Source organism: Tumebacillus flagellatus, from assembly GCF_000714935.1.
Lineage (GTDB): Bacteria > Bacillota > Bacilli > Tumebacillales > Tumebacillaceae > Tumebacillus > Tumebacillus flagellatus.
Map to the genome: position 1 here is coordinate 39,842 of NZ_JMIR01000010.1, position 26,504 is coordinate 66,345.

Annotated in this window: 29 protein-coding genes; 21 read left to right on the forward strand and 8 right to left on the reverse strand. The window is 57.4% G+C overall.

Translation table 11 applies throughout. The features are described from left to right. Nucleotides 1-3 precede the first annotated feature (3 nt). From EL26_RS08665 to EL26_RS23610, 3 genes are all read left to right on the forward strand, one after another. Nucleotides 4-1,638 (forward strand): recombinase family protein, encoded by a 1,635-nt coding sequence (locus EL26_RS08665; RefSeq protein ID WP_038086941.1) that lies wholly within the window; start codon nt 4-6, stop codon nt 1,636-1,638. A 13-nt stretch (nt 1,639-1,651) separates the two neighbouring features. Continuing rightward, nucleotides 1,652-2,128: a hypothetical protein gene (locus tag EL26_RS08670; RefSeq protein WP_038086943.1), complete on the forward strand. Its 477-nt coding sequence runs from the start codon at nt 1,652-1,654 to the stop codon at nt 2,126-2,128. 107 nt (nt 2,129-2,235) lie between these two features. Then, entirely contained in the window at nt 2,236-2,898 is a 663-nt protein-coding gene (locus tag EL26_RS23610; protein ID WP_052036156.1) for a hypothetical protein, read from the forward strand. 247 nt (nt 2,899-3,145) lie between these two features. Here the strand turns inward: EL26_RS23610 and EL26_RS24490 are convergent, their stop codons facing one another. Beyond that, the gene (locus EL26_RS24490; protein ID WP_081857074.1) at nt 3,146-3,769 is read right to left on the reverse strand and encodes a YqkE family protein; all 624 of its coding nucleotides are present in this window, start codon (nt 3,767-3,769) and stop codon (nt 3,146-3,148) included. 3 nt (nt 3,770-3,772) lie between these two features. Then, complete coding sequence (locus tag EL26_RS08685) at nt 3,773-4,075, reverse strand: DUF1811 family protein (RefSeq protein WP_038086945.1); 303 nt, start codon at nt 4,073-4,075, stop codon at nt 3,773-3,775. Between the two features lie 130 nt (nt 4,076-4,205). On the opposite strand from EL26_RS08685, the gene EL26_RS08690 reads away from it, so the two are divergent. Continuing rightward, nucleotides 4,206-4,832 (forward strand): Gmad2 immunoglobulin-like domain-containing protein, encoded by a 627-nt coding sequence (locus EL26_RS08690; RefSeq protein WP_038086947.1) that lies wholly within the window; start codon nt 4,206-4,208, stop codon nt 4,830-4,832. Nucleotides 4,833-4,953: 121 nt separating this feature from the next. Beyond that, nucleotides 4,954-5,478, forward strand: coding sequence for a hypothetical protein (locus EL26_RS08695; protein ID WP_038086949.1), 525 nt, complete (start codon nt 4,954-4,956; stop codon nt 5,476-5,478). Nucleotides 5,479-5,524: 46 nt separating this feature from the next. Here the strand turns inward: EL26_RS08695 and EL26_RS08700 are convergent, their stop codons facing one another. After that, nucleotides 5,525-6,025 carry a sporulation membrane protein YtrI gene (locus EL26_RS08700; RefSeq protein ID WP_038086952.1) on the reverse strand — a complete coding sequence of 167 codons (501 nt, stop codon included), beginning with the start codon at nt 6,023-6,025 and terminating at the stop codon, nt 5,525-5,527. Then, the gene (locus tag EL26_RS08705; RefSeq protein ID WP_038086955.1) at nt 6,022-6,345 is read right to left on the reverse strand and encodes a YtrH family sporulation protein; all 324 of its coding nucleotides are present in this window, start codon (nt 6,343-6,345) and stop codon (nt 6,022-6,024) included. The genes EL26_RS08700 and EL26_RS08705 overlap by 4 nt, the downstream gene beginning before the upstream one ends. A 229-nt stretch (nt 6,346-6,574) precedes the next feature. On the opposite strand from EL26_RS08705, the gene EL26_RS08710 reads away from it, so the two are divergent. Continuing rightward, the gene (locus EL26_RS08710) at nt 6,575-7,810 is read left to right on the forward strand and encodes an MFS transporter (RefSeq protein ID WP_038086957.1); all 1,236 of its coding nucleotides are present in this window, start codon (nt 6,575-6,577) and stop codon (nt 7,808-7,810) included. Between the two features lie 151 nt (nt 7,811-7,961). Next, nucleotides 7,962-9,308, forward strand: coding sequence for a flippase (locus tag EL26_RS08715; protein ID WP_038086960.1), 1,347 nt, complete (start codon nt 7,962-7,964; stop codon nt 9,306-9,308). 46 nt (nt 9,309-9,354) lie between these two features. On the opposite strand, the gene EL26_RS08720 is transcribed toward EL26_RS08715, so the two are convergent. Continuing rightward, a complete protein-coding gene (locus EL26_RS08720) occupies nt 9,355-9,570 on the reverse strand; it encodes a hypothetical protein (protein ID WP_038086963.1) in 216 nt (71 codons plus the stop codon). Between the two features lie 79 nt (nt 9,571-9,649). Continuing rightward, nucleotides 9,650-9,988, reverse strand: coding sequence for a histidine triad nucleotide-binding protein (locus tag EL26_RS08725; protein ID WP_038086965.1), 339 nt, complete (start codon nt 9,986-9,988; stop codon nt 9,650-9,652). Nucleotides 9,989-10,104: 116 nt separating this feature from the next. Here EL26_RS08725 and EL26_RS08730 point away from each other — a divergent pair, with 116 nt between their 5' ends. Together EL26_RS08730 and EL26_RS08735 are read left to right on the forward strand one after the other, a co-directional pair. Continuing rightward, nucleotides 10,105-11,352 (forward strand): LCP family protein, encoded by a 1,248-nt coding sequence (locus EL26_RS08730; protein WP_052036157.1) that lies wholly within the window; start codon nt 10,105-10,107, stop codon nt 11,350-11,352. Between the two features lie 151 nt (nt 11,353-11,503). Continuing rightward, nucleotides 11,504-12,085 (forward strand): hypothetical protein, encoded by a 582-nt coding sequence (locus tag EL26_RS08735; RefSeq protein WP_038086966.1) that lies wholly within the window; start codon nt 11,504-11,506, stop codon nt 12,083-12,085. Nucleotides 12,086-12,095: 10 nt separating this feature from the next. On the opposite strand, the gene EL26_RS08740 is transcribed toward EL26_RS08735, so the two are convergent. Continuing rightward, entirely contained in the window at nt 12,096-12,365 is a 270-nt protein-coding gene (locus tag EL26_RS08740) for an AtpZ/AtpI family protein (protein WP_052036158.1), read from the reverse strand. 205 nt (nt 12,366-12,570) lie between these two features. Here EL26_RS08740 and EL26_RS08745 point away from each other — a divergent pair, with 205 nt between their 5' ends. The 8 genes from EL26_RS08745 to EL26_RS08780 all read left to right on the forward strand — a co-directional run bounded on the left by EL26_RS08745 (nt 12,571) and on the right by EL26_RS08780 (nt 21,604). After that, nucleotides 12,571-14,022, forward strand: coding sequence for a leucyl aminopeptidase (locus EL26_RS08745; protein WP_038086967.1), 1,452 nt, complete (start codon nt 12,571-12,573; stop codon nt 14,020-14,022). Between the two features lie 152 nt (nt 14,023-14,174). Continuing rightward, nucleotides 14,175-15,920, forward strand: coding sequence for an ATP-binding protein (locus EL26_RS08750; protein ID WP_038086970.1), 1,746 nt, complete (start codon nt 14,175-14,177; stop codon nt 15,918-15,920). Between the two features lie 49 nt (nt 15,921-15,969). Continuing rightward, nucleotides 15,970-16,338 (forward strand): amphi-Trp domain-containing protein, encoded by a 369-nt coding sequence (locus tag EL26_RS08755; protein WP_038086972.1) that lies wholly within the window; start codon nt 15,970-15,972, stop codon nt 16,336-16,338. A 98-nt stretch (nt 16,339-16,436) separates the two neighbouring features. After that, entirely contained in the window at nt 16,437-16,958 is a 522-nt protein-coding gene (locus EL26_RS08760; RefSeq protein ID WP_038086974.1) for an RNA polymerase sigma factor, read from the forward strand. Beyond that, nucleotides 16,955-18,142, forward strand: coding sequence for an anti-sigma factor family protein (locus EL26_RS08765; protein WP_038086977.1), 1,188 nt, complete (start codon nt 16,955-16,957; stop codon nt 18,140-18,142). Before EL26_RS08760 ends, EL26_RS08765 begins: the two co-directional genes overlap by 4 nt. Before the next feature lie 91 nt (nt 18,143-18,233). Continuing rightward, nucleotides 18,234-19,157 carry a DNA-3-methyladenine glycosylase family protein gene (locus EL26_RS08770; protein ID WP_038086981.1) on the forward strand — a complete coding sequence of 308 codons (924 nt, stop codon included), beginning with the start codon at nt 18,234-18,236 and terminating at the stop codon, nt 19,155-19,157. A gap of 100 nt (nt 19,158-19,257) precedes the next feature. Then, a complete protein-coding gene (locus EL26_RS08775) occupies nt 19,258-20,313 on the forward strand; it encodes a M42 family metallopeptidase (protein WP_038086983.1) in 1,056 nt (351 codons plus the stop codon). Nucleotides 20,314-20,317: 4 nt separating this feature from the next. Then, nucleotides 20,318-21,604: an APC family permease gene (locus tag EL26_RS08780; protein ID WP_238546082.1), complete on the forward strand. Its 1,287-nt coding sequence runs from the start codon at nt 20,318-20,320 to the stop codon at nt 21,602-21,604. Nucleotides 21,605-21,613: 9 nt separating this feature from the next. Here EL26_RS08780 and EL26_RS08785 read toward each other — a convergent pair whose 3' ends face one another. Next, entirely contained in the window at nt 21,614-23,056 is a 1,443-nt protein-coding gene (locus EL26_RS08785; RefSeq protein ID WP_038086988.1) for an MATE family efflux transporter, read from the reverse strand. A gap of 321 nt (nt 23,057-23,377) precedes the next feature. Here EL26_RS08785 and EL26_RS08790 point away from each other — a divergent pair, with 321 nt between their 5' ends. The 4 genes from EL26_RS08790 (at nt 23,378) to EL26_RS08805 (ending at nt 26,495) form a co-directional block, all read left to right on the forward strand. After that, the gene (locus EL26_RS08790; RefSeq protein ID WP_038086991.1) at nt 23,378-23,572 is read left to right on the forward strand and encodes a YezD family protein; all 195 of its coding nucleotides are present in this window, start codon (nt 23,378-23,380) and stop codon (nt 23,570-23,572) included. Between the two features lie 250 nt (nt 23,573-23,822). Beyond that, on the forward strand, nt 23,823-24,632 hold the full coding sequence (cysT, locus tag EL26_RS08795; protein WP_038086994.1) for a sulfate ABC transporter permease subunit CysT: 810 nt from the start codon (nt 23,823-23,825) through the stop codon (nt 24,630-24,632). Then, nucleotides 24,629-25,423, forward strand: a complete 795-nt coding sequence (locus EL26_RS08800) for a sulfate ABC transporter permease subunit (RefSeq protein ID WP_038087000.1) — start codon at nt 24,629-24,631, stop codon at nt 25,421-25,423. Before cysT ends, EL26_RS08800 begins: the two co-directional genes overlap by 4 nt. A 4-nt stretch (nt 25,424-25,427) precedes the next feature. After that, nucleotides 25,428-26,495 carry a sulfate/molybdate ABC transporter ATP-binding protein gene (locus EL26_RS08805; protein ID WP_038087002.1) on the forward strand — a complete coding sequence of 356 codons (1,068 nt, stop codon included), beginning with the start codon at nt 25,428-25,430 and terminating at the stop codon, nt 26,493-26,495. Nucleotides 26,496-26,504: the final 9 nt, after the last annotated feature.

Sequence of the window (26,504 nt, forward strand, 5' to 3'; positions counted from 1 at the left end):
ACTATGCAAACATTCATTCGAGTCGCCATCTACGCCCGCGTCAGCACCGAAGAACAAGCCGAACACGGCTTCAGTATCGACGCTCAAATAGAGACGCTTGAGAGCTACTGCAAAGCCACTCAGAAAGTCGTCGTCCAGAAGTATGTAGACCGGGGCGTTTCTGGGAAGTCGATGAAAGGCCGTCTCGAACTTCAAGCGATGCTCGAAGCAGCAACAAATAGCGAGTTTGACGAGGTCATCGTCTGGAAGATCAACCGTCTCGCCCGCAATCAGGTCGATCTACTCAACATCGTTGACCACCTCAACAAAAACAACATCGGCTTCCGAAGCTATAGCGAGCCGAACATCGAGACCACAACACCTACAGGCAAATTTCTGTTCACCATGCTGGGGGCGGTCGGTGAACTCGAACGCAACACAATCGTTGACAACGTAAAGCTCGGCATGAAGCAACGAGCGCGGCAAGGGAAATGGAATGGCGGTATCGTGCTAGGCTATCAAACGATAGACGACACATTACAGATCGTCCCCGAAGAGGCCGCCCTCGTCAGGCGCATCTTTGAACTGTACGCGTCCGGCAGAGGCTACAAGGCGATTGCCAACCTCCTAAACCACGAAGGACACCAAACGAAGCGAGGTAAGCCTTTCGGTATCAATTCCATCGAAGGCATCCTGAAAAACCCGCTCTACGTGGGCAAGATTCGGTACAACGTTCGTGAGGACTGGAACGAAAAACGCCGCAAGGGTAGGAACCCTGACCCGATCATCGTAGACGGCCAGCACGATCCCATCATCTCGGAAGAGCTTTGGGAGCAGGTGAAAAAACTCATCCGAAGCAAGGGCGGGAAGCAAAAGCGAGTTCACGACAACGATTTCTTCCTCACAGGTCTCCTGAGATGCCCGCAATGCGGCGCAGGCATGGTCATGCAACGAAACACCAGCCGACGGAAGACAGGAAATGTGACTCTTCTCTACTACACCTGCGGAGCCTTCAAAAACAAAGGCTCTGCCGTTTGCAAGGCCAACACCATCCGCAAGGAAGTCGCGGAAGCCTACGTAATCAACCGATTGAAGGAGGTCATTCTGCACCCCAGCATCCTCGAAGATGTAGTCAAGAAGATCAACGCCACGATGTCTGGCAAGATCAAACCGTTAGAAGACGAGCTTCGTGGCATCGACAAATCCTTAGCCAGCATCGACGCAAAGAAGCAAAAGCTGTTCAAGCTCTACGAAGACGACCTGATCGACAAGGACGACCTGAGCAAACGGTTTGACGCACTAAAAGACGAGTACGCGAAGCTTGAGGCGCGGAAGGAAGAAATATCGCCGCAACTCCAAGACCAAAACCGAAACCCGATCTCCTATTCATTTGTCCAGTCCGTCCTTACCCAGTTTGACAAGCTCCTTCGTTCTGCGCCACCTGAGCAACAAAAGGCACTCTTACGGCTCATCATTAAAAAGATCACGATCAAGAAAGACCGACGAAAGATCGAGAGCATCGAGCTCTGCTTCGATGAAGAAGTGCAAACTTATTTCCTGGGTCAAGCCCCTTCTGCTAACGCGGAAGGGGCTTTTCGTATGCCCAGAAAGAGAGCCAACTGGATCGGCAAGATTCGTCCGTTCACCATCGCCATCTAAAGGAGAGATTCACATGCTGCCCAAAACTCTGGAAGAACTCGACTACATTCGAAAGGACTGCTACCGCATGGTAGCAGTTCGAGCAGTCGTATCCGGCTCGACCTCCCTGATTCCCATTCCGGGAACAGACATCGCCGCCGATGTTGGGATGCTTCTTCAACTCATCCCTGCTATCAGCAAACGGTTCGGTCTCGACAAGGAACAGATCAACCAGTTTGACCCCCAAACAAAGGCACTCGTCCTGCGGTTCATCCAAGCGGCAGGTAGTCATTTCATCGGAAAACTGGTCACGGAACAAGTTGTCCTGCAAATTCTGAAAAAGGTCGGCATTCGCTATACAACCAAGCAGATCGTCAAGTATCTCCCATTTGTCGGACAGGCAACGTCAGCAGTTGTTGGGTTTAGCGCAATGCGGTATGTCGGAAACTCCCATGTTGAGGAATGCTATGAGATCGTGCGACAGTTGCTCGAGGAGAGGGACAGTAGGTGATCGTTGCGATGATGAGGGGCTGCTACTAGTAGTCGATCTATAAATCCTGCTCTCTATTAATGAATATGGTAGAATGTTGAAAAACGATCCCTTACTGGAGGTCCATCATGACCAACAAAGATCGAATCCTTTCCGTCATGACAACTGCGGAAATTTGTGACGACTGTCTTTCTGACTTATCTGGTGTTCACCCGAGAAATACCGTCTTCAAAATTTGCAATCAATTGTCAGAAGTATCTCTCATTATCCGTTACAAAGGAGAATGTGAACATTGCCGCAAAAATAAAAATGTTAGTCGATTCCCCGACACCAATCGCTATGATGAACAGAAAGTTGCATTCCGTAAGCCGATGCAAAATGAGCCAGATGGAACCAATGCTTGGTTCTGGGAAGGCAATGTTCAGGGAAAAGTGGTGAGCTACCTCGTCCAGAACGGCTATTCTATCCGTAGCGTAGCGGACACTGCTTCACGGGAACATGGGAAAGATATTGTTGCCCTCGCACCAGACGGAAACGAACTTTGGATCAGCGTGAAGGGCTTCCCTGATAACGGCAAACGCTCCAGTACACAAGCCCGTCATTGGTTCTCACATGCCATCTTTGACCTCGTCCTTTACCGTGGAGCAAGTTCTACTGCCAAACTCGCTCTAGCTCTTCCAGAAGGTTTCACAACCTATGCAAACCTCTCTCCTAGAGTCGATTGGCTAAAGCAAACGATGCCTTTTGAAATCTTTTGGGTTTCAGAAGATGGTAGCGTTCGTGTGGAATAAACAAAAATGAGCCCGTAGACCGACTCCTCTCGATCTACGGGCTCCTATTTTTCTAAACCGCACCAAAAAACATGCGCTATTTGTGGTAAGGTTCACCGCAAGATATATAAACAATAGGAAACCTGCCAGGGAGTTTTCCTTCATCCCTCGCACGATGTAGGGACAAATTCCTTTTCTTTATATTCCAATTTGTCCAAAACAGGCCAACCCGCATTCTCACGGGTTGGCCTGTTTTTTGGAAATCGTCCTACTTAAAATTCTTCCAATCCATCTTCGAGTTGTTCAGCAGATACTCGAAGTTGCTCTCCAGCTCTTTCTTCTCTTTCTCCCGGCGGTCAACTTCCGCTTTGCGCTTGGCTTCCTGCTCGGTTTTTTCCTTCTCCTTCAACTCATTGGACTGTTCTGTCAGTTTGGCGAGTTGCTCGGGGGAGAGGAGGTCTTTGAGCGTGGTCGGTTTGTCCTTGGGCAGGTCGTTTTGGTTGTAGCGCTGGTCGCGGCGCGGCGTGTTGCCGGCGATGCCGGATGCCGGTTTCTTGCCTTGTTTTTTCTTGTTCGTGCTCATCGTGGATTTCACCCTTTCGTTCAGGTGGCCGCGCGCCCGCAGTTCGGCGAGCGCGCCGTGTTTGTCCTTGGCGACGAGAAACACCTCTTGCACGGCGTCTGTCGTCTTCGCCAAGAGCTTCAAGCCGCTGTCGGTAAAGTATTGAAACGTCAACTCTTCATGCTCCGACTTGTTCGGCGAGATCACGCCGGTGATCACCGACTGCACCTGCGGAAGTTTCGCGAGGTCGTCAAATACCGCCTCAAAGCCGCCGATGATCGTGTGCATTTTGGTCACGCCGTTTTCACGGTGACGATGCTTGCGGGCCATCGTCTACACCAACATCGCCATCGGGTACGCCTCTTCCAAACGCACGCCGTTGCGATACCCCCACGCCATCACGCCGTCCATGCGCGTGACTTCCAGCCGATCGGTCGTGTCGATCACGGTGTAAGTCTTGCCGATTTCAATGGAGTCAAGCGGCATCGTGTAGGACTTCGCCAAGTAATACTTGCGCTCCAACACGTCGAGTTCTTCGTATCGTTCGTCGGCGAGGGCCCGGTGCCCTTCGTCTTGCAAACGGGTCATCTCAGCTTCTAATTCTTCGCGGGTCATGTCTCGGTATAATTTCGCCATCAGGTAAGACTCCTTGCCTTCAGAAAGTAGATAGTTTCAGTATACCACAACCGCAGAGATTGTCTTAAAACGGCCGCTTGGTATAGACTAGAAACAAAACCACTCTTGTGGATGCTTAGGGGGCGTTTGAATGAGCTTCAAGAAATGGGCAGCGGCAGGCGCGGTCGTCATCGTTCTCGGCGGCGGATACACCGCGTACCGCTTCACGAAGGGAGACGACACTCCGGTTACCGCTCCGGCAGATCCCGCTCCGTCCAAACCGTCCGACAACACCGCCACGCCGCAACCGGCACCAGAAAACAACGGCACGACCCCGAGCAACGACACCAACAGCCCGAAACCGGCTGAGGGCGGCACCACGACGCCCGATTCGAACACCAACTCCGATCTCATCACGCTGTCCGCCTTCTCCGGCAGCGGTTCTTATCCGTTGAAAGGCAATGCGTTTGGCAACAACTCGTTTCAACTGGAGCGCATCGACTGGAGCGAATCGAGCAAAACCCTCTCCTTCGTCGGCAAGATGCGCGCGTTTGAAGCGGTCGGTTACTTCCGCGTGCGCGACAAAAACAAAGTCGTCATCGAGTCGGAGAGCCCGATCAAAGCCAGCGCCGGCGCGCCGGAATGGGGCACGATCAAAGCGGACCTCGCCCTCGTTCCCGAATACAAAGGCCAGCCGCTGTTCGTCGACTTCTACACTAAGAGCGCGAAGGACGGTTCCCGCACCGACATGCTCACGGTGAAACTGCAACTTCAATAGTAGAAACACAACTTACAAACGGCAGAAATCCGGCTGAATCCCCACTGAAACTCCGCTGAAATTCACCAAAACGAATTCTGCAATACGAATTCAGCAAAACCCAAAGCGAGGAATGACTCACATGGAGAAACAACCCTACCTCGGCCTGCTCTCCGGGCAGGAAGCTCTGGACGAGCTTCGCAAGTTCCCGTTGCCCGTCGGAACCGGCATCTTGCACATCCCGGACCAAGAACTCACGTGGCCGATGCTCGTGCCCCAAGGCGGCGTGCACGTTCGTTTGGCACCCGGCGACGAGCAAGAATTGACGTACGGCATGGTGACGGGTCTCGTGGTGTTTGAAGACACGTTCCATCTGATCGGCCGCGTCGACTACGCGCTGCGCGACGCCGAGCACACCGCGCTGTTCCGCTTGGAGTGGAACGCCGACAAAGCGATGCTCGAATCGATCGGGGAACTGGGCATTCTCGTCCTGAGCGACGAAGTGCCGCCGAAATTCGCCGGACGTGAAGAGCTGGTGACGTACCTCTCGAACGTTCCGACGTTCGTTTGCCAACTTGACGAACAAGAACTGCACCGCCTGCGCGTTCAGATGATCCGGATGAACGCCCAAGCGCAGTTTTTGACCCAATCGAACTCGGCTGAATGAAAAAAAGACCCGGTGCGGCACCCTCGTGCTGCAGCGGGTCTTTTTTTTATGGAATGGGAGTCGGGGGGTCCGTTTCGTGCTTGAGGGTTTGGGCTTCCTTGAGCGCGTCGACGTAGATCGTGGTCGTCTCGCCGATGAACACCGACGAAATCTGCAAGTGCAGCGCTTGCCCGCCGATCTCCAAGGAACGGCCGTCGAGGAGTTTTTTGAACAGGCCGGGGTCGTTTTCGAGCAGGGTAAGTTCTTTGTCGAGCATGGAGTTCAGTTGGCGTTTGACTTCGCGCTGGACGGCGACTTTGGCGAACTCGTCCGGGGCGTTCTCGACGACGATGTTGAGTTTGCGCAAGCGGCGGTCTTTGTACGTTTGTGCATGCGACAGTTCGTCCTCCAACTTTTGCTTGTCTTCCAGCACTTGCCGGTAGCTTTCCCGGCATTGCAGATATTTGAGGTAGAGCAGGTCCAAGTCGTGTCCGCGCAACGCCAAGAGAGCCGATGCGCCAAACAGGGTGCCGACCAACAGCGTGGCGATAAATTGGCGGTTCTTCATCGGATATCTCCCACCAGCCACTTCACGATATAAAACCCGGCATTGCAGCCGAGAAACGCCGCGATCACATAGCAAAATTGTTTGACGATGCCGCCGAGTTGCAAGTCGAGCACGCCGTTGTCGATCAGTTTCAACGTGTCAAATGTGCCGCCGAGCGCGGAAACCAACGCCCAGATCTTCAACTGCTCCGCGAGCTTCAGCATGGAGTTCATCGGGGGATGGTGCATGAGAAACGCGCCGAGGGCACCGACCACCGACCCGCCGATCACGATCCCGAGCGCCACGAAAAAATCCAACACCACCGTACTGAAAAAAGGCACCGCGATCCTCTCCCTCCACCACCGTTGTCCCTCTTGGTCATGTCTATGCGCCGCGGACTGCGGACATGTATCGGGGAGTGTAAAAGCGGCATCCCCTAGTTTTCAGAGAATTTCTTCTTTACAGGGGAGCTTTGTTAAGAATACAATCGTATCATACAAAAGTATTTGACTCGCTCGTTGAGAAATTTGTAAGATGTAAGAGAACGGGGAATGGGGGAGGGGTGTCAGGATGATCGCTTTCTTAAAGAGCAATCCCAGGTTCTTTCGATTTTGGTTAGCCGGTTGGGCTTCTGAAATCGGAGACTGGGTGCGCAACATCACGATGATGTTCTTGGTACTGGACCTCTCAAACGGTTCGGCGATGTCCTTGTCGATCAATTTGTTTTGCGAGTTTGCTCCGATCTTTCTGTTCGGGTTGTTTGTGGGCGCGCTGGCGGACCGTTGGAACCGGCAACGAACGATCATGGGAGCTATCTTATTCCGGGCCATCATCATGGTCTTTTTAATCCTTGCGTATCTGGCGGGCTCGTTGCTTTTGATCTACGTGTGCGGGTTCGTGTCGGCGATCGGGACACTGTTCTTCCGCAGTGCGAACCAGTCGTTTCTCATGCTGTTCGTCGAAGGCGTGGAAGAGCGCAAAACCGCGACGGCGATGCGACAGACGGCGACGTCGTCCGTGCAGTTGCTCGGGCCGACGGCCGGAGCTTCGTTTTATCTGATGATGGGGGCGGGCGGCAGTTTGGCGATCACCATCTTCATGTTCTTGGTGGCGGTGTTCCTCGTCTCCACGATTCGCGTCGAACAGCCGGAAATGTCAACGAAACGGACGTTTGCCGGCATCTGGAAGGATGTCCAGGACGGGTTTCGCTACTCGTGGTCGAACCCGTATGTGCGGCCGATCTTGTTCACGAACATGATCTACGGCTTCGCAGCCGGCATCATCAACGTGCTGGAAGTGTTTATCATCACCGATTTCCTCGGGCTGCCCAAGGAATGGATGGCGCTTCTCGCCACCGTTCAGGGAGCGGGGATGCTGGTGGGGTCGCTGTTCGTCAACAAGCTCAAGCTCTCTTTGCACCGCATGATGCCGGTCGGCCTGATCGTGGTGGGCGTGTTTCTCGCCGGGATGGTCGCGTTCCGCTCGTTCTACGCGACGGCCGCTTCGTTGGTGCTGTTTTCCTTCGGCATGATCATGGTCACGTTCGGCATGCAAGCGATGAAGCAGATCAAAGTGGAGTTCGCATATCAAGGCCGCGCGGGGATGTCGATGTCTTCCGCGTTTAACGGCTTCATGGTCGTGACGATGCTGGCTTCCGGCTGGTTGGCGAAACTCTACACCATCCGTCCGGTCATCGTCTTGGCAGGTCTTGCGGCGACGCTGTCCGGTTTGATTCTGTACACCGTCTTCCAACGCAACTTGCGCCAAGAGCAGATGAGGGTCTCCGCCAACTCGGAAGTGGCGTAGACGCTGTTCCATCGTCTGTAACGGGAAGATGATGAAATCATGAAAATTGGATAAAAAAGGGCATCTCCGCGCGTCGGACGATGCCCTTTTTTTCGACACTGTGCTACAATGTGAAGGTGTTCCAAAGTCAAGTGAATTGAAGGTGTAGGACATGACTCCGTTGATGCGGATCTTTTGGGCGTTGTTCTATAAGTTTTTCCTCTCCGGGATATCGTTTGTGACGTCGATCGTCACGGCCCGCTACTTGGGGCCGACCGGCCGGGGATACCTGACGAACACGCAAACGTATTTCAGCTATTATTCGCCGGTGATCGGCACATTCAGCGAATACATCCCGTACGGGATCAATAAGAAAAAGCGCGATCCGCAAGCGGTGTTCTCCACCTCTCTGCAATACTACGCGGTGCTGGCGGGCCTGCTGTTCGTCTTGGCGCTGCTCGGGACGAAGTGGCTGTGGAACGGCTTCTGGGACATCGACCCGCTGGCGACGCGCGGGGCGTGGATCGTCGGAATCATGGCGCCGTTTGCGATGTTCCACGTCTACGTCACGCGCTTGATGTGGGGTCTGAACGAACTGGAGTGGCTGAACCGCTTGAACACCGTGCAAGCGGTGGTGTTCCTCGTGCTGATGCTCCTCGACGTGTTCGTGCTGCGTCCGCAAGAGCTCTCGCAGACGATCTCCGTGATCGCGGCGTGGTTTGGGTCGTACGTGTTGACGTCGCTGTTCTCGCTCTATGTCGTGCGGCGCAAGACGAACTTCCGCATCTCGTTGCGGGGGGATCGGGAGATTCGCCGCGAGACGATGAGCTTCGGCTTGCAACTCGTCGGCGCGAACTTGCTCTGGATTCTCAACGCGCGCATCGACTTTCAATTGGTGTTCTGGTTGCTCGGGCCGACCAACATGGGTGTCTATTCCATTGCGATCATCACAGCCGAGCTGTTGAACGTGCTCTCGTCGTCCGTGTTGCAAGTCGTCTTGACGCGCATGTCCACGCTGGAAGAGAAAGACTCCACGCTGCTGACAGCGCGCACGTTCCGCCACACGGCGGTCGTGGTCATCCTCTCGGTGATCGGGATGTACACCGTGATGGTCTGGGTGATGGAGCTGGCGTACGGTGCGAAGTTTGAAGCTGCCACGCCGATCTTCCGCATCGTGGTGCCGGGAATTGCTTTGTACGGGTTAACGACGGTGCTCACGACGTTTTTCAACAACCAGTTGGGACGCCCGCGTGTGACGACACTGCTGCAAGCCGTCTCGATTCTCACCAACGTCGTCGTGTCCGTGCTGTTGATTCCGCACTTTGGCATGGTGGGCAGCGCGTGGGCGAAGACGGCGGCGTACTTGACGATGTTCCTCGTCTCCGCCTACAGTTTCGGACGTCTGACCGGCTATCCGGTGCGCAAACTGTTCTACTTGCAACCGGAGGAAGTCGAGCAGTACCGGACGTTGTTCCGCAAGATTCGGGCAAAACTGCAAAGAAAAACCGCGGCCGAGTGACGGGCGCGGTTTTTTCATGAAAGTTGTATGGAGTTCAGATCCTGGACTACGAGTCGCGGCGACGGCGGGCGCTCGCTTGGTAGTAGCGCTCGATGGTGATCTTCATCTTGCGGTAGAAGATCAGCACGATTAAGATGCAAAGCGCCACATTGATATAGGGAAGATACGGCGAGGCCGCCGTGTTGGCCAAAACCCGTGAGACGCTCACAGTCAGAACCACGGTGAACAGCAACGTGTTGAAAAACGGAGCGAATCTTGCCACAGAATGATCCCTCTCTTCTCTGCATCAGGTACCATTCAGTATATCATTTCATTGAAAAAAACAACAGTCATTTCCAGTTTTACATGTCCCATTTCAACTGGCGGCCGCCCACCACATGGTAGTGCAGGTGGAAGACGGTCTGCTGCCCGTGTTCGCCCGTGTTGGTGATCACGCGGAAGCCGGACTGATCGACGCCGAGTTCGCGGGCGACGTGTTGGATGCCTTGGTGAATCTTCAGGAGCGTTTCACTGTCTTCCGGAGCGATTTCCAACACGTTGCGGATGTGTTTTTTCGGAATGACGAGCGCGTGAACGGGCGCGATCGGGTTGATGTCGTGGAACGCGAAGACGTGCTCGTCCTCGTAGATTTTCTTGGACGGGATTTCGCCCGCGATGATTTTGCAGAAGATGCAATCCATACAGAAATTCCTCCTTGGCCGTTGAATGGTCGTCCTCTACTCAGAGTACCAGATTCCAGATACAAAGGGAATTGTCGCCAAGGCGTGGAATACAGATAGAAGTGGAGGAGATTTCTGTGAAGAAAAAAATAATCTGGCGCCTCATCAGCTTCGTGCTGGTGGTCGTGGTGCTGTTTGCCGGATACAACGTGTATTCGATGTTTTCGTTCTTCCATACGGTCAGCGCGAACAAACCGTTCTCAACGGGGAACCAACCGCTGAACACGGCAAAATGGGAGGGCAAGGGTGTGGTGAACATCCTGTTTATGGGGGTGGACCGCCGCGACCCGAACGACCGGCCGCGTTCCGACACGATGCTGCTCGCCAGCATCAACCCGGACACGAAGCAAGTATCGGTGTTCTCGATCATGCGCGACACCTATGTGGACATCCCCGGCGTGGGCAAGTCGAAAATCAACGCCGCGTTCGCCGACGGCGGGCCGGAACTGCTGATCGACACGGTCCAGAACTTCTTGAAGATCCCGATTCACTATTATGTCGCGACCGACTTTGAGGGATTTGCCAAGATCGTCGACGCCATCGGCGGGATCGACGTCAACGTGCCGGAAGACTTCGTGCACGCGGACGACGGCATCTACGACATTAATTTGAAAAAAGGTCAGCAGCACTTGAACGGGCAGCAGGCGCTCGAATACGTGCGCTTCCGGGGAACGCCGCGCGCCGACTTCGACCGCACGGAACGCCAGCGCGAAGTGATCAAACTGATCGCGGAGAAGATGAAATCCCCCGGCATGCTCGTCAAAGCGCCGCAAATTCTCAAAACGATCGAGCCGTACACGCAATCGAACCTCGGCGACAACTTGTTCTCGCTGGGGACGCTCGCGCTCTCGCTCGACGCTTCGAACATGAAGACCGAACAGATCCCGCCGGTGGAAGCTCTTACGGAGACTTACGTAGGCGACGAAGCGGTGCTGATGCCAAACGTCGGCCTCGTGCGCGACTATGTGCAGGGCATCCTCAACGACCCGAATTCCGCCGCGAACGCTTCCGGCACTGCGGAACGGAATTCCAATTCGAACTCCAATTCCTCAGGCACGGGCAATTCCGCCGCCGCCAGCGGCTCCGGCACGAAAAGCCAGAACGGCAGCAGCAAACCCGCCAAGTCCGGCTCCGGCAAAACGGTGGTCGTGACCGGTGAGACGGTCAACTTGCGCGCCAAGCCCGGCACGGAGTACCAAGTGATCGGGCAAGTCTTCCAAGGCGACGTCCTCACCGTGGAAGACCAAGTGGGCGACTGGTACTACGTGCAGACGGAGAGCGGCATGTACGGCTACGTGACGTCGGCGCTCGTCCAACCGCAGTAACAGAACCCGATACGCATGACCAAAAAGCCCCGGGCTTCCGCCTGAGGGCTTTTTTCTTTCTCAAAACAAAGGGGAAATCCCTAACAAAAAGCACACCCCCCCGCATATATTGAGGGTACTACACGAGGGCACGAAGGAGGGGTGTCGCTAGATGGAGAACCAGATTGTTATCTATCGGAACATTTCAGGCGAGACGACCCGTGCCCAAGTAGACCTCTGGAAGTCGCGGGTTGCTCGTTCCGGGATTCAGTTGGAAGAGAAAGGCAAAGGAAAAACGTTGATCTTCCATCTCTACGTGAAAGACGACGAAGTGATTTTCTACATGTATGAGAACGGAAAGTCGCTGCACGTATTGATTGAGTACATGCGGGTGAAGAAAAGCGACGGCAGGATGGTCAAAATGATCGACGCGCTGATCACCGACCTGCAATTGCGGGGGGAGAAGTATCAAACGATACGAGGCGAGTTGTACCGGACGTTGTACGTAAACGGCCTGATCATGGACGACGGCCCGTTTGCCGAGCGCAAACCGGCGCCCGACTTCGACTTGAGGCTCTCTCGGGAAATTCTGATGGGGCACATCTACATCGTGCTCGATGAGTTTGCCGAAGCCAAACGGCTCGGAATCGCGGAGGCGGAGGCGGAATCGGCGGAGCGGCTGCGGTCGTTTGCCGAAGAGCTGCAGCGCATCGAGGACGTCCTCAAAAACAACCGCTTCAACACGGAGACTTGAGCCGCCCCCGTCACTTTTTCTTGGCTTGCGCTTCCGGCCCGAACTTCTGGAGCAATTTCACGACGCCAAGCACCCCGCCGGTGAGACCGAGCAAAATCCCCAGCAACAACATCCACGGAGCCGTGCCCCACAACCCGTCCAGCCATTTGCCGAGAAAGACCCCCGCGACCACACACGAAGCCAGATCGACCCCGATCGCGGAAACCAACCCGATCGCTTGCCACGCTTCCCGGCCGTTTGTCTGGTAGGGGTTGGGTTTCGGGTCCTGTTCTTGTTCCATGTCGCTCACCTCCTGCCGATAGTGTATGTCTGAAAAACCTAGAAAAAAACAAGAGAGAGCCGAATGCAGGCTCTCTTTGTTGCTTTTCCCCAGTATAGCACGCAGGAGGCGGAAACTGGTAGCCCGCCCGCTGTTCGGCAGATGAATCGTAAAAAGCCGTTCTGTATTGTATACTGAGAATGACAAGCACCAAGGAGGCATTCAAATGAACGTACAAGTACATAACCAGACCAAACTGGAAGCGGTACCAGCCGATTCCTTGCTCCTGTTCTACACGAAAAGCGACGCCCTCGCGCCGGACTTGCTCGACCTCGACACGGAACTGGGCGGCGAACTGAAAGCGATGCTCGCCGACGGCGAACTGACCGGCCAGAACGGCTCTGTCGCGCACATCCGCACGTCCGGCCGCCTGCAAGCCACGCATCTGTTCCTCGTCGGGCTCGGAGAAGCCGACAAATTGGACGCGGAACAAGTCCGCCTCGCAGCGGGCAGCGCCGCGCGCTCGCTCAAGGGACGCACCGTCGCCGTCGCGCCGTTCACCGACGAATACGCACAGGCGACCGTCGAAGGTCTGCTGCTCGGCCGCTATGTCTATTCCGCGCACAAATCGAAGCCGGAAGAAGACAAGCGTTTTTCCGAACTGCTCGTGCTCTCCGAAGGCGACCTCGCAACGGTTGTGGCAGCGGCACAGATTCACGCCGAAGCGGTCAACGCGGCGCGCGATTATGTGAACATGCCGGCAAACTTGCTCGACCCGGTGATCTTCGCGGAAAAAGCGCGGGAAGTCGGCTTTGCGGAAGGCTTGAAAGTCGAAGTGCTCGACGAAAAGCAACTGAAGGAACAAGGCTTGAACCTGCTCCTCTCCGTCGGCGTCGGCTCCGACATCCCGCCGCGCCTCGTCGTGCTGAAGTACGAAGGCGCTCCGGAATCGAAGGAAGTGCTCGGGATGGTCGGCAAAGGCGTAACGTTCGACACCGGCGGCTACATCATCAAGCCGGAATCGGGCATGCCGACGATGCACACCGACATGGCGGGCGCCGCCTGCGTGCTGTTTGCGATGCAAGCGATTGCCCGCAAGAAATTGAACGTCAACGTCATCGGCGTGCTCTGCCTCGCCGAAAACATGATCTCCGGACGCGCGTTCAAACCGGGCGACGTCGCCGTGGCGTTTAACGGCAAGACGGTCGAGATGATCGACACCGACTGCGAAGGCCGCCTCGTGCTCGCCGACGGCGTCGCGTACGCCAAACATTTGGGCGCAACCCGCATCGTCGACACGGCGACGCTGACGGGCGCGGTCGTCGCGGCGCTCGGCTACGTGTCCGCTTCGCTGTACGGCAACGACGACGAGTTCGTCGAACAAGTCCGCCAAGCGGGCGCTGCGGTCGGCGAAAAGCTCTGGACGCTGCCGAACTTTGAGGAGTACCAAGAGCTGATCGAATCCAAAGTCGCCGATTACATCAACTATTCCGGCCGCAACGCCGGAGCGATCGCGGGCGGCGTGTTCATCGCGGCGTTTGCCGACGACGTTCCGTTCTGCCACATCGACATGGCGAACACGTCGCGCGCAAGCTCCACCAAGGGCTACACGATCAACGGCGGCACGGCGTTCTCCACCCGCACGCTGATTCAACTGGCACAGACGTTTGCCAAGTAATTTTATCGACCCGGCCTGTTGAGGCTTGGGTCTTTTTTTGTCGAGAAAAGTAAGTGATAATTTTAATGATCAAGGAGGAAAATGCACCCAACCGCCGAATGTAGAACACGATGGAGTAGGAACGACTTTTACAGTAAGAGGTTGGTGGGATCTTGAGCCACATCGAGTTGAACTCGTTTGTACGCGACCAGTTGGGGGAGATGATTGACGCGGCTGCCCGTGCGGAAGGGTTCGGGCCGGATGCGACGCATCTCAACGCTCCGATACATGGATTTACGCAATGGTTGTTGAACGGCCTCCTCGGAGGCGAAGGGCTGGTGGAAGTCTACCCGGAATTTGTGGCTCTTGGCGATCTGCTGAGCGATCGCGGGGCTTCTTTGCAGCAGGTTCGGGACGTGTTGGAAGGCACCCGGCGCATTTTGTTCCGCGTGCTGCGCGAAGTCAGCCGGCTGTCGAACGGAGCGGGCGATCCGTTTGAGATGATGGACGCCTCCATGAAGCTGTTGGAAATCAATCATTCCTCGTTGCTGGAGCGCTATGTGAGTTCCCGAGAGCGCAAGATGGAAGAGACGCATCTGCAGAACTTGGAGATCGTGCTCGACAGCATTCCGAACTCGATTTTGACGTACGACGAGAACGGGTTGCTCACCTATGCCAACCACACCGCGCTCGAACTGATGGAAATGGACAAGGACGAGTTGATTGGCCGCCATTTCGACAACTTGCTGCCGTTCCCCGGCTATTCCCGCTCGGGGAAGAAGATCTGGATCACGCAGGAGCTGATCCCGCTCTCCGACGGGCGCGGGTCGATTTTGATCGGCTATCCGATCGTGCGCGAGCTGGAGTACTACCGCATCTTGCAGGCGCAGACGGAGTTTATTTTTAACGCGATGACCGAGGGCTTGGTGATTCTCGACAAAGACAACGTGATCACCACGTTTAACTCGCGCGCCGAGCAGTTGTTCGGCATCCCGAAGAACGAGATCATCAACCACAAAGGCTCGCTGTTCCTGGAGAAATTGCAGATGGACGACTCGCTCTCGCTGTTGCATGAAACGCTGCGCACGGGCAGTCATTTCACCGACATTCAGCAGACGATTTCGTCGTCGGACGGCGTGGAGCGCATCTTGAAGACGTCGACGCGCTCGCTGATGGGCGAGGACGGCGAAATCCTCGGCGCCATCGGGATATTTGAAGACCTGACCGATCGGCTGTTCTTGGAAGAGCAGGTGCGCCGCGCCGAGAAGTTCTCCGTGCTCGGAAAGTTCGCCGCCGGGATTGCGCACGAGATTCGCAACCCGCTGACGACGGCGAAGGGCTTCCTGCAACTGCTGCCAAGCGACTCGCCCGACCCGAAGATTCGCCAGCTCAAGGAAGTGGTGATTCCGGAGATCGACCGCGCCAACGAGATCATCACCGATTTCTTGATGATCGCCAAACCGAGCGCGCCGAAGCTTCGAATCGACTCGCTGCCGATGCTGATCGACGACCTCGTCGCGCTGATTCAGCCGCAAGCGATCATGCAGAACGTCGAACTCTCCGTGATCAAAGCGGAGCAGTTGAGCGGGCGGGTGGCGTTGGACCGCGACCAGATGCTGCAAGTGTTCTTGAACTTGACGAACAATGCGTTTGACGCGATGTTCGAAGGCGGGCGGCTGGAGATCGAGATGCAGAACTGCATCTCGCACGTCGCCGTGCATTTCCGCGATTCCGGCGTCGGGATGGATAAGGAAACGGTCGAGCGCGTGTTTGAGCCGTTCTACACGCGCAAGCAAAACGGCACGGGCCTCGGCCTCGCCGTTTCGCACCGGATCATCGAGGGGCACAACGGCACCATTCATGTGAATTCGAACATCGGAGAAGGCAGTACGTTTACGATTCAACTTCCGTATTCCTAATTCTGAACTGTCAGGAGTTTGGGTACACTAGCCGCAGGAGGGATGCCCGATGAGCAGTTCCGAGATTCGGATCAAGCGCCGGGACGTGATGTCCGCACGAGAGGTGGCAGATCACTTGCGTCAGTGGGCGAATCAACTGGACGCCGAGAACACTGTCACCCTCGACGGCATTCCGATTCCGGTTGCCAGCGTGGTGTTTGTGCGGCAAGATTACAAGAAAGCCGGCAACGAGCACAGCTTGACGTTGAAACTGAATTGGACGGGGTATGACGAAAGCGACCCCTCGCTTGCGGAAGAGCCGGATGATGTCGAGGACGACGACCTGCAGATCTTGCCGCGGCCGGGCGAACCCGACATGCCGCCGGGTCCCTTGGACCTGCCGGGGCCGGTCGACGCACAACCCAAGAGAAGCACCTGACCCAACGGGGTCGGGTGTTTTTTTTCAAAAGCTTGAATCCTGCCGGGGAAACGGTGCGTCTTACTGGATACGAGAGTTCGGAAGAAGGGGGTGAGCGGGTGGAGCATCAGATTCAGCGCGCCTTGCAGAGTGCCGAAGTCATGACGGAGTTCCTGCGCGACTTGGAGCCGTTCGTCTACCGGGTGAGTTACCACCTGACCGGGCACCAACAAGATGCGGAAGACCTTGCGCAAGAAGCGCTGTTGAAAGTTTGTCGCCATCTGCATTCCTATCGCGGCGATTGCGCGTTTCAGTCGTGGGTGTACCGCATCTGCCTGAACGCGCAACGCGACGCTTTGCGCAAGAAGAAAAACGTGACGACGGTGGAAATTCAAGAGTCCTCTTCGACGTCGGAGGGATTTGAAGGCTCGCTGTCTTTGAAATTGTCGGTGCAGCACTTGCTGAAGGACTTGCCCGCTCTCGACCGGCAGATCTTCGTCTTGCGCTTTGAGCAGGACTTGTCGGTCAAGGAAGTGGCGGAGATGTTGGAGATGAAGGAAGCAACGGTCAAAACGCGGCTGTTCCGCTTGCGGGACCGCCTGCGGGAACAACTACGCCCGGCGGGAGGTGAAGCGCTGTGACTTGCAAGGAGATCCAAGAATTGATGTGGTGCGGGGAGATCACGCAGCAGGTGCAGGAGCATCTGCAAACCTGTGAGCGATGCCGCGCCGAACAAGCGACGCTCCAAGAGCTCGGACTCGCCGTGGAAGCGGTGCCGATTCCGAAGCCCTCTCGTTCGCTGTTGCCGTCTACGGCTGACATTCAAGCGGCGATCACCGCTCACAAACGCCGTCGCTTCACCAAGTGGTTGTCCGCCGGAGCGGTGGCCGCCTGCCTCGCGCTGGCACTTACGCAAATTCCGTCGCTGTTGGAGACCGGCAAAAACCAAAGCGACGTGTCGGACCCGAGCCTCCTGCCGCAGACGACGCCCAAGCAGGCTGCTCCGGTGGAACAGATTCAAACGATGCTTGGCACCTATCACTACACCTTGAAATCCCAAGAGCCCTCGATTGTAAAAACGACCCTGCCCGCCTCGTTTGCAGGAAGTGCGCAAGGTACGCAGGAGAACTTGTACTACGCCTACGCCAACGTCCTCTCTCAAGAGGTGAACCTCGACATGACGACGCACCTCGGACACGAGGTGGACGTCTACTCGTTGCCGCTGAACGAGACGTTTGCGGGCGGGCGCATCGACGGCTACCAAGACTGCGAAGTCGTGGCGGTGTTTGATCAGAACCGGTTGGTCGGCATCTGGCTGCGGACGGTCGGCGGCAGCGCGATGGCGGCGATCGACAACAAACTGTTCGGCGAGATCACCAACCAGTTGTGGGGCGAGTGGGCGAAAGAGCAGAAGTTGGAGACCCGCAGCGCCGACACGGTGTCGTGGACGCCCGACCAAGTGATCACCAAGTATCTCGACGCCAACAACCGCGGCGACCATGCGACGATGGGCACGCTGCTCAGCCTCAACTACCAATTCTATCTCATGACCAACGGCGCCGGTTCGACGACGTCGACTCCGATCGTCACCGGCAACTACTACGGGCCGATGATTGAGCCGAATGCGAAATACCAAGTGAAATTTGTGGAAGACATCCCCACGGGCACCGTGGACGCGACCGCGCTGTTCCTCGTTCGAAACCGCCAGCCGTACGCGATGAAAACGTACGAGGTGGACGGCGGGCCGAACGCGATGTTCTTCTATATGACGCAAGAGAGCAAGGGCGGGCCTTGGCAGATCGACAACATCTCCACAGGGCCGTAAGCGGCTAAAACTAAACAACCATAGTTCGGGCTCCCCTCCGCGCTATGGTTGTTTTTTGGTACACTGGCGGTAAGAGAGGTGAGCACCGCAGATGATCTATGCAGACCGTGAAACGCATGTACTGCTCCAGACGCCGCCGGACTTTCGTTTTTCTGCCACCCGAGCGTATCTGACGCGCTCGGCGAACGAGTGTCTGTTTCAGGTGGAGGACGGCAAACTCTATACACTGTTGAAGCCGGGGGACGAGGAGGCCGAGCCTGTTTTGCTGGAAATCAGCTCGGCGGATGACCGGGAGCTCTGTGTGCGATTTGTGGACAATCCCCCTGACTCGTCGGCTTTGCGGCTGGAAGCGGCGCAGTACGTGCGGGAGTGGTTTGATTTGGGACGCGACTTGAGCCCTTTTTATCAACTGGCGCAGAACGAACCGCTGCTGCGCGACGTGGCGCAGAAATACGTTGGCCTTCGCCTTGTGGGCGTCCCCGATCTGTTTGAAGCGCTTTGCTGGGCGATCTTGGGGCAACAGATCAATCTCGGGTTTGCGTATACGTTAAAGCGGCGGCTCGTCGAGACGTTCGGCACCCATCGGGACTGGGAGGGGCGGCGATTCTGGCTGTTTCCCCCGCCGGAAAGACTCGCCGTCGTGTCGGTTGAGGAATTGCGCGACTTGCAGATCACGACCCGGAAAGCGGAGTACCTGATCGGTATTGCGCAGGAAATAGCGGACGGTCGGCTTTCCAAATCGCGCCTCCTTCAGCTGGGAGAGCTAAGCGATTTGGAACGGGAACTCGTCAAACTTCGCGGCATCGGCCCATGGACGGCGCATTATGTGATCATGCGGTGCTTGCGCCACCCGGACGCGTTTCCGCTGGCGGACGCGGGGTTGCACAACGCGATCAAACACGTGCAGAACCTTCCGCAAAAACCAAGCCTTGACGAAGTGTTGCGAATTTCGGAGCGCTTCGGGTCGTGGAAGGCGTATGCCACGTTTTACCTGTGGATGACGCTGCTTCCTTGACCGGTCGTTCCATATCAAGCGAGCGCTTTTTATGGTAGAATCTGAGAAGACTCAAGAAGCTGCTCAAGCCATTACATACACGAAGAGGAGTGCTGCTCTCATGACGATCCACGCGAACGTCGATTATGTGCTCGACCTGCTCGTAAATCTGGTAAACATCCCGAGTCCGTCCGGGAACACGGAGCGCGTCATCCGCTTCGTCGAAGAAGAAGCTTCGAAACTGGGCGTCTCTCATAAGCGCAACAACAAAGGAGCGCTGCTCGTCACCGTGCCGGGCAAGGACAACTCCGTGCACCGCACGTTGACGGCGCACGTCGACACCCTCGGCGCGATGGTCAAGGAAGTCAAATCGAACGGCCGTCTGAAACTTTCGCTGATCGGCGGATTTACGTTCAACTCGATCGAGGGCGAATACTGCGAGATCGAAACATCGGCGGGCGACATCTACACCGGTACGATCCTCTCCACCAACGCGTCGGTGCACGTCTATAAGGACGCGCGCAGCATCGAACGCAACGAAGACACGATGGAAGTGCGCATCGACGCCGTCGTCAAAAACGCGGAAGACGTCAAAGCGCTCGGCATCGACGTCGGCGATTTCGTCTCGTTTGCGCCGCGTTGCGAAGTGACGCCGAACGGCTTCATCAAAACCCGCCATCTCGACGACAAAGCATCGGTTGCCTGCATGTTCGGCGCGATCAAAGCGATTCGTGACGCCGGCCAGGAACTGCCGTACACCACGCACTTCCTCGTCTCCAACAACGAAGAGATCGGCTACGGCGCGAACTCGAACATCACGCCGGAGACGGTGGAGATGCTCGCCATCGACATGGGCGCGATCGGGCGCGGCCAAACCACCGACGAATACTGCGTCTCGATCTGCGCGAAGGACTCGTCCGGCCCGTACCACTACGAACTGCGCAAGCACCTCGTGGAGCTGGCGAAATCCAACAACATCTACTACCAAGTCGACCTCTACCCGTACTACGGCTCGGACGCATCGGCAGCGCTTCGCGCCGGCGTGGACGTCAAGCACGGACTGATCGGCCCAGGCATCGACGCGTCGCACGCCAACGAGCGTTGCCACCGCGACGCGCTCGATAACTCCGTGCGTTTGATCACCGCCTATCTGATGAGCGACTTGGTCAAGGGCTGATCTCTTGAGCGCGCCGCATCGTCCGTCCATCACGTTCGTCCAGGGCGTCGCTCTCTACATGGGAGCGGTGCTCGGGTCGGGCATCTTGATTTTGCCGGGCTACACCGTGCGGGCAGCCGGTCCGTCCGCTATCGTGTCTTGGCTGTTGTTGTCGCTGCTCAGTTTTCCGCTTGCGTATACGTTTGCACGTCTTGCTTTGCGCTACCAGGACCTCGGCGGCATCTCGGTGATTGTCAAAAATGCGTTTGGCCGCACGATGGGCGCGCTGGTCGGTTGGTACTTCATGGTCTGGGTCTCTGTCGGGCAAGCGGTCGTCGGCGTGACGGGAGCCGGCTACATCGCGTCGGCGTTTCACTTGGGGCACGACGCGGTGTATCTGATGTCGTTTCTGTTTCTCGTCTGCGCGATGATCACGGCGTTGCTCGGGATGAAAGCGGGCGGCAATCTGTCGCTGCTCTTGAGCGGCGTGGTGTTGCTCTTGCTCGTGTTGACGATCGTCTTCTCGATGCCGCACGTGGAAAGCGCGAACTTCACGCCGTTTGCCCCGCAGGGGATCGGCGGCATCGGAGCGGCGTGCGTGTTGATTTTCTGGGCGTTTTTCGGCTGGGAGTCGATCACGCACTTGGTGCCGGAGTTTCAAAACCCCAAGCGCGACGTCATGCGCAGCACGTGGATCTCGGTCGTCTTGGTCGGCGCGGTCTACACGCTGCTGGCGTTTGTGACGATCGGCACGGGCACGTCGGGCGACGGCAACGAATCGAGCGCGCCGCTGGCGGTTTTGATGAGCCAAGCGCTCGGCGTCGGAGCGGGAGCGGTCACGGCGGTGATCACCTGCATCGTCTGCCTCGGCACGCTGAACGTCTACCTCGCGTCGTCTTCGCGGCTGGCGTACGCTCTCGCCCGTGACGGGGTGTTCCCGCGCTGGTTTGAAGCGAAAAGCAACCGCGATGTCCCGCACCGCGCCGTCTGGTATTTTTTCCTCACGAACTCGGCGACGCTGCTCGTCTGCTATGCGTTTCACGTGTCGGTCGACAAGCTGATTCTCGTGCCGGTGACGCTTGGCATCCTCGTCTACATCATCACGACGTTCGCCTGTGTGAAACTGCTCTGGAACGACCCGGTGGGGCGCTGGACGTCGCTGCTCTCCGCGCTGTTCTGCCTCGCCGTCGCGCCGTTTGCACAGGGCTACTTGATCGTGCCGGTGTTGGTGACGGGAGCTTGTGTCCTGTACTTGCGCTGGCGGGGGAATCGGGAAAGTCTCACCGTGCGGCAAAAAAACGAAGTCTTGTGAAGAATCTCTTCACAAGACTTTTTTTGTGCTTCTTCGGATCGATTCTCGCTTGTTTGAGATGCGTTTCGTCGTCAGGTTCCGCGTCGCGAGATAGAGCATCCCCGTCTGGACGCACACGGAAGCGGCGAACGCCAGCGGAAGCGCGGCGCGCGTCAGATGCAGGGAATGGATGCCCCAATAGAGAGCGCCAAGCCGCGCTCCGTCGCCGAGCGTTCCCGCGACCAGCAACGCCCGGCTCCGTCCGTGCGCTTGCAGCAGCGACGAGAGCGGCGCCTGCAAATACAGCGGCAGGGCGAACGGGGCGATTTTCACCAGCAAGTCGGCGGCGGTCGACGAGCCGAACGCCCGCGTCAAGGCGGGCGCGAGCACGACGAATGCGGCGGCGGCGGGCAGGGCGACGAGCACGACCGCCCGGATCACGCTGCGCAATTGCTGAGCGGCCCGCCTTGCAGACACGCCGACCGCCGACTCGCTTGGCAGAAGCGCCGTCGCCAAGCTGTCGGTCAACACCATCGGCGCGCAAAGCAAGGGCAGGGCGACCGCCGAGTAATCGGCGATCAGGTGCTTCGCCGTGTCCACGCCGTGCGTCTGTGCGATCCACGCTTCGGCGAACGGCAATTCCAACGCATACCCGAGACTTGCCAGCAACGCCTGTCCCGCCGGAGCGCACGCCATCCGCAACACCGTGCGGACTCTCGCAGACTCGCGGGAAGAAAACACACGGTCGCGCGGTTGCTTCTTGCCTGCCGAACTTTGGGACGAAAATTTCCTATCGCGCCGAGACTTTTTTATCGTTGACTCCTGGGATGAACCCGCGGAGTCACGTCGCTTTTTCCTCACCGCTGTCCACAGCGCGATCCCCAAAAAAACAGCCGCCGCCGCTTCCCCGGTGGTGAGCACGTAGATGCCGATTTGCGCACCGGTGGCGTGAAGTTCGTTTTTGACCAAAGGCCAGAGCGCGGTGAGCACCCAGAGCCGCGAGCCGATCTCCACCACTTGCGCGAGCGCCGGAGCGAGCGTGAAGCCGAGTCCGAACAGAATTCCGCGCAGACTGCCGTTGAGACAGGTCAGCACCAACAGCGGCACAGCGGCGAGCGCCACGCGCAAGATGCCGTCCGTGCCGGGCCCGGCGGCTCCCTGTCCGTAATGTCCGACTGCAATCCAAGTCAGCCCCCCGAGTCCCGCGACCGAAACCAGCGACGCCGCCGCCGTGCTCCACCACGCGGTGCGCCGCGTCCCTTGTCCGGCGGCGAAAACCCTCGTCAACGCTTGCGGCACGCCGATACTACCGAAACTCGCCGCCACGCCGATGATCGGCAACAGAATCCGAAACGAAGCGCTCGCCCCAAGCCCCATCTCCGTCAAAAAACGCGAGAGGAACAGCAGGCCCAACATTCTCGCCGCCAGATCCGCCGCGCTCAAAATCCCCGATTCCCGAATCGGCAACGTCACAGGACGGCCTCCCCTCGTCCGCAGGTGAGTACTTTTTACAGTATGAGCGGGGAGGAGGGAGCTAGAACGATTTTGCCAAGTACGATTCGGTCGGAATGCGCCGCCAAGGAAACTTGCACGGCGGCAAGACCGACCGCACCCGCGACTGATCAGACGCGGCCGGACACCGTTCCCACTCGGGGCGGTGTCTTTTTTTCCAAATCGGTGATTGACAAAAACAACGCCCCCATTTTATAGTAATACCAATAATTCATAGTGATTTTGTAGGAAAAACAGAATCTTATCCAGAGCATTAGGAAATCTAATCCTTGAGGTGATCCTATGGAGAACGTCTTGAAACCCGACCTCAACTCGCCGCAAGTGCAGCAGATTTTGCGGGCGTTGGAGGGCATGCAGTTCGGAACGGTGCAAGTGACCGTTCACAACGCGCAAATCACGCAAATCGAGCGCGTGGAGAAACACCGCTTTCCGCTGGAAAGCAACAAACCTGCCATCAAACTCGCCTCCCAATCCTAACTTCCCATCCTGCAAGAGCCGATCGGACCACCGAAGGCTCCAACCACACCCCGACTGCATGAGTTGACTTTGTCGTGCGCTCGGGGTGGGGTTGGAGCTTTTCTTTTTGTCAAAATGATTGTCAAAATCGCCGGAACCCTGGCACAGCGGACAGGTGTACGGTATACGCTGTACATCGTGAAGATAAGAAAGTCTAATGCCGCCCATAAGAGAACGTTATGAATACTGGCGAAAGGGGCACCAACCGGACATGATTCAGAACAAACGCTGGCTCAGGCGCAGTGTGCAAAGCACCGTACTCGTGTACTTCCTCTTGTTGATTCTCGTCCCGATTCTCGGCATCTACGTCCAAGGGCTGTCGGGAGGCTGGGCGCACTTTGCAGAGAGCATTCTCCAGCCGATCGCGTGGGATTCCGTGCTGCTGACGATCAAACTGGCGGTGATCGCCACGCTGATCAACACCGCGCTTGGCACGATGCTGGCGTGGGCGCTCGTGCGCTACCGATTTCCTGGACGCCGCTTGCTGAATTCGCTCGTCGATTTGCCGTTCGCGTTGCCGACGGCGGTTGGCGGGCTGATGATCTTGCTCTTGTTGGGACCGCAAAGCTGGCTGGGCAGTTGGCTGGCGGGGCACAACATCGAGATCGTCTACCAACAGCCGGCGATCGTGCTCGCGATGATCTTCGTGACATTCCCGTTTGTGATCCGCACGATTCAACCTTTGCTCGAAGAACTCGACCCCTCGGAGGAGGAAGCGTCCTATACGCTCGGGGCTACGCGCTCCGGGACGTTCTGGCGCGTGATCTTCCCGGCGATGCGGCCGGGCGTGATCGGCGGCGCGATGCTCGCGTTCTCCCGCGCCCTCGCGGAATTCGGCGCGGTCGTCCTCGTCGCGGGCAACATCCCCGGCAAGACGTTGACCGCGTCCGTGCAAATCTACGGCAATGTCGAAAGCTCCAACCCGAGCGGTGCCGCCGCCGTTTCCGTGCTGCTCCTCACGCTGTCGTTCCTCGTGCTCTGGAGCGTCAACTTGCTGACGGAGAGGAAGGACGCCCGATGAAAAAACTGAACATCACCGTCACCTATCTGGTGTTTCTGCTCCTCTTGATCATTCCGCTGGGGCAAGTGCTTTCCAGCGCGTTCTCCACCGGATTCTCCGGCTTTTGGAGCGCGCTGACCGATCCGCAAGCTCTGCACGCGTTTCTCATCTCCGGCATCCTCGTCGGAGCCGTCACCGCGCTGAACACGCTGTTTGGAGTCTTGCTTGCCATGCTGCTCGTGCGCGAGACGGGAATCTCGCGGCGCATCCGGCAGTTTCTGAACGCCGTCGTCGACTTGCCGTTCGCCGTGTCGCCGATCATCGGCGGGCTGATGATTCTCTTGTTGCTCGGACCGCACACGGCGCTGGGGGCTTTTTTGGAAGATCACGGGGTGAAAATCGTCTTCGCGCTGCCCGGCATGATCCTCGCCACGCTGTTTGTCACCTTCCCGCTGATGGTGCGCGAAGTGATGCCGGTGTTGCAGGAGATCGGCACCGATCAAGAGGAAGCCGCCTACACGCTGGGGGCAGGTTCGTGGCGCACGTTCTGGCGCGTCACGTGGCCGTCGATCCGCTGGGGCGTGCTCTACGGCGTCGTGCTCACCGTCGCACGCGCGCTCGGCGAATTCGGCGCGGTGCTCGTCGTCTCCGGCAACATCATCAACAAAACCCAATCGGCGACTACGCTTGTCTATCAACAGGTGGAGAATTTCAACTTCGTCGCCGCCAACTCGCTGGCGTTCGTGCTGGCGGGATTCTCCATCGTCGTGCTCATGACCCTCGAATGGGCGAAGAGAAGAAAGGAAGTGTAGGCGGATGCAGATCGAAGTGCGCAACTTGAGCAAGAAATTCGGCCGCGTGTCGGCCGTTGACCATGTGAATTTCGAGATTGAACAGGGCAAACTGATCGGCTTGCTCGGGCCGTCGGGAGGCGGCAAGACCACGATCTTGCGGATGCTGGCGGGTCTGGAGAAGCCGGACGCGGGCGAGATTCTGTTTCAAGGCAACAAAGTCAACCACCTCCCCCCGCAAGAGCGCGGCATCGGGTTCGTGTTTCAAAACTACGCGCTGTTTAAACACATGAGCGTGTTTGACAACATCGCGTTCGGCTTGACCGTACAGCGCAAGTCCAAGTCCGAAATCCGCGACCGCGTCCACGAAATGATCGAGTTGATCGGCTTGCAGGGCTTAGAAAACCGCGCCCCGCACCAACTTTCGGGCGGCCAGCGCCAACGGGTCGCGTTCGCCCGCGCCTTGGCGCCGTCCCCGCAACTGCTCTTGCTCGACGAGCCGTTTGCCGCCATCGACGCCAAAGTTCGCAAAGAACTGCGCACGTGGCTGCGCGAGATGATCTCCCGCGTGGGCATCACCTCGATCTTCGTCACGCACGACCAAGAGGAAGCGGTCGAAGTCGCCGATGAGATTATGATCATAAACCAAGGCCGCCTCGAACAAAAAGGCACGCCGTGGCAAGTCTACAAGGAGCCGCTTACCCCGTTTGTCGCGGGCTTCCTCGGCGAATCGAACCTCTTGCACAACCCGGCGCACATCGTCGGCTTCGAATCGGCTCCCCGTCCGCACAGCGAGAAAGCCCGTGTCCTGATCCGCCCGGAAGCGATCGAAGTCGGCCGCGAGCACGAAATTTCCAACCTCTCCGCCGCCGCTCTCGGCATTGTGCGAAGCGTCCAGTTCCGCGGTTCCGTCTGGCAAGTGGAAGTCGAAGTGGGCGAACACCGCTTGCTCGCCCACCGCACGTTGGAAAAAGAAACTCTGCTCCCCGGCGAGCAGGTCGCCGTGCTCATCCACTCCCTGCACCTCTTCCACGACGAGCAAAGCCTCTTTCTCGAAAACGAACTCAAACGCGCCAACACCCGCGCGATCTAGAAGAACAAG

Coding starts and splice junctions, on each gene's coding strand:
- EL26_RS08665 (WP_038086941.1), top strand. CDS start 4: ATGCAAACATTCATTCGAGTCGCCATCTACGCCCGCGTCAGCACCGAA.
- EL26_RS08670 (WP_038086943.1), top strand. CDS start 1,652: ATGCTGCCCAAAACTCTGGAAGAACTCGACTACATTCGAAAGGACTGC.
- EL26_RS23610 (WP_052036156.1), top strand. CDS start 2,236: ATGACCAACAAAGATCGAATCCTTTCCGTCATGACAACTGCGGAAATT.
- EL26_RS24490 (WP_081857074.1), bottom strand. CDS start 3,769: ATGGCCCGCAAGCATCGTCACCGTGAAAACGGCGTGACCAAAATGCAC.
- EL26_RS08685 (WP_038086945.1), bottom strand. CDS start 4,075: ATGGCGAAATTATACCGAGACATGACCCGCGAAGAATTAGAAGCTGAG.
- EL26_RS08690 (WP_038086947.1), top strand. CDS start 4,206: ATGAGCTTCAAGAAATGGGCAGCGGCAGGCGCGGTCGTCATCGTTCTC.
- EL26_RS08695 (WP_038086949.1), top strand. CDS start 4,954: ATGGAGAAACAACCCTACCTCGGCCTGCTCTCCGGGCAGGAAGCTCTG.
- EL26_RS08700 (WP_038086952.1), bottom strand. CDS start 6,025: ATGAAGAACCGCCAATTTATCGCCACGCTGTTGGTCGGCACCCTGTTT.
- EL26_RS08710 (WP_038086957.1), top strand. CDS start 6,575: ATGATCGCTTTCTTAAAGAGCAATCCCAGGTTCTTTCGATTTTGGTTA.
- EL26_RS08715 (WP_038086960.1), top strand. CDS start 7,962: ATGACTCCGTTGATGCGGATCTTTTGGGCGTTGTTCTATAAGTTTTTC.
- EL26_RS08725 (WP_038086965.1), bottom strand. CDS start 9,988: ATGGATTGCATCTTCTGCAAAATCATCGCGGGCGAAATCCCGTCCAAG.
- EL26_RS08735 (WP_038086966.1), top strand. CDS start 11,504: ATGGAGAACCAGATTGTTATCTATCGGAACATTTCAGGCGAGACGACC.
- EL26_RS08740 (WP_052036158.1), bottom strand. CDS start 12,365: ATGGAACAAGAACAGGACCCGAAACCCAACCCCTACCAGACAAACGGC.
- EL26_RS08745 (WP_038086967.1), top strand. CDS start 12,571: ATGAACGTACAAGTACATAACCAGACCAAACTGGAAGCGGTACCAGCC.
- EL26_RS08755 (WP_038086972.1), top strand. CDS start 15,970: ATGAGCAGTTCCGAGATTCGGATCAAGCGCCGGGACGTGATGTCCGCA.
- EL26_RS08770 (WP_038086981.1), top strand. CDS start 18,234: ATGATCTATGCAGACCGTGAAACGCATGTACTGCTCCAGACGCCGCCG.
- EL26_RS08775 (WP_038086983.1), top strand. CDS start 19,258: ATGACGATCCACGCGAACGTCGATTATGTGCTCGACCTGCTCGTAAAT.
- EL26_RS08790 (WP_038086991.1), top strand. CDS start 23,378: ATGGAGAACGTCTTGAAACCCGACCTCAACTCGCCGCAAGTGCAGCAG.
- cysT (WP_038086994.1), top strand. CDS start 23,823: ATGATTCAGAACAAACGCTGGCTCAGGCGCAGTGTGCAAAGCACCGTA.
- EL26_RS08800 (WP_038087000.1), top strand. CDS start 24,629: ATGAAAAAACTGAACATCACCGTCACCTATCTGGTGTTTCTGCTCCTC.
- EL26_RS08805 (WP_038087002.1), top strand. CDS start 25,428: ATGCAGATCGAAGTGCGCAACTTGAGCAAGAAATTCGGCCGCGTGTCG.